This window comes from Georgenia satyanarayanai (assembly GCF_023715365.1).
Taxonomy (GTDB): domain Bacteria; phylum Actinomycetota; class Actinomycetes; order Actinomycetales; family Actinomycetaceae; genus Oceanitalea; species Oceanitalea satyanarayanai_B.
In genome coordinates this window covers 1-409 of record NZ_JAMBNZ010000153.1, presented here as the reverse complement: position 1 = coordinate 409, position 409 = coordinate 1, and the positions used below count along the sequence as shown (strand labels likewise).

Below are 409 nucleotides of genomic sequence, written 5' to 3'. Positions count from 1 at the left end.
GATGTATATGTTCACTGCGAAAAATGCCAGGGCAAGCGCTACAACCGCGAAACTTTAGAGATAAGGTATAAAGGAAAAAGCATTGCAGATGTACTGGATATGACGGTGGATGACGCCGTTGAATTTTTCCAGGCGGTGCCATGGATGTATCGTAAAATAAAGGTTTTGCAGGATGTGGGCCTTGGTTACATAACGCTTGGGCAAAGTGCTGTAACCTTAAGTGGTGGCGAGGCGCAACGTGTTAAACTGGCCACTGAACTTGGCAAAAAGGATACTGGTAAAACTTTTTATATTCTTGATGAACCCACAACCGGCCTTCATTTCCAGGATATTCAGCATCTGCTGGATGTTTTGAACAAACTGGTTGACAGGGGCAATACTGTTTTGGTAATTGAGCACAACATGGACA

General features: G+C 44.0%; 1 pseudogene. It reads left to right on the top strand.

The features are described from left to right. Positions 1-409, top strand: a pseudogene (locus M3148_RS17445) (excinuclease ABC subunit UvrA); the annotation flags it as partial.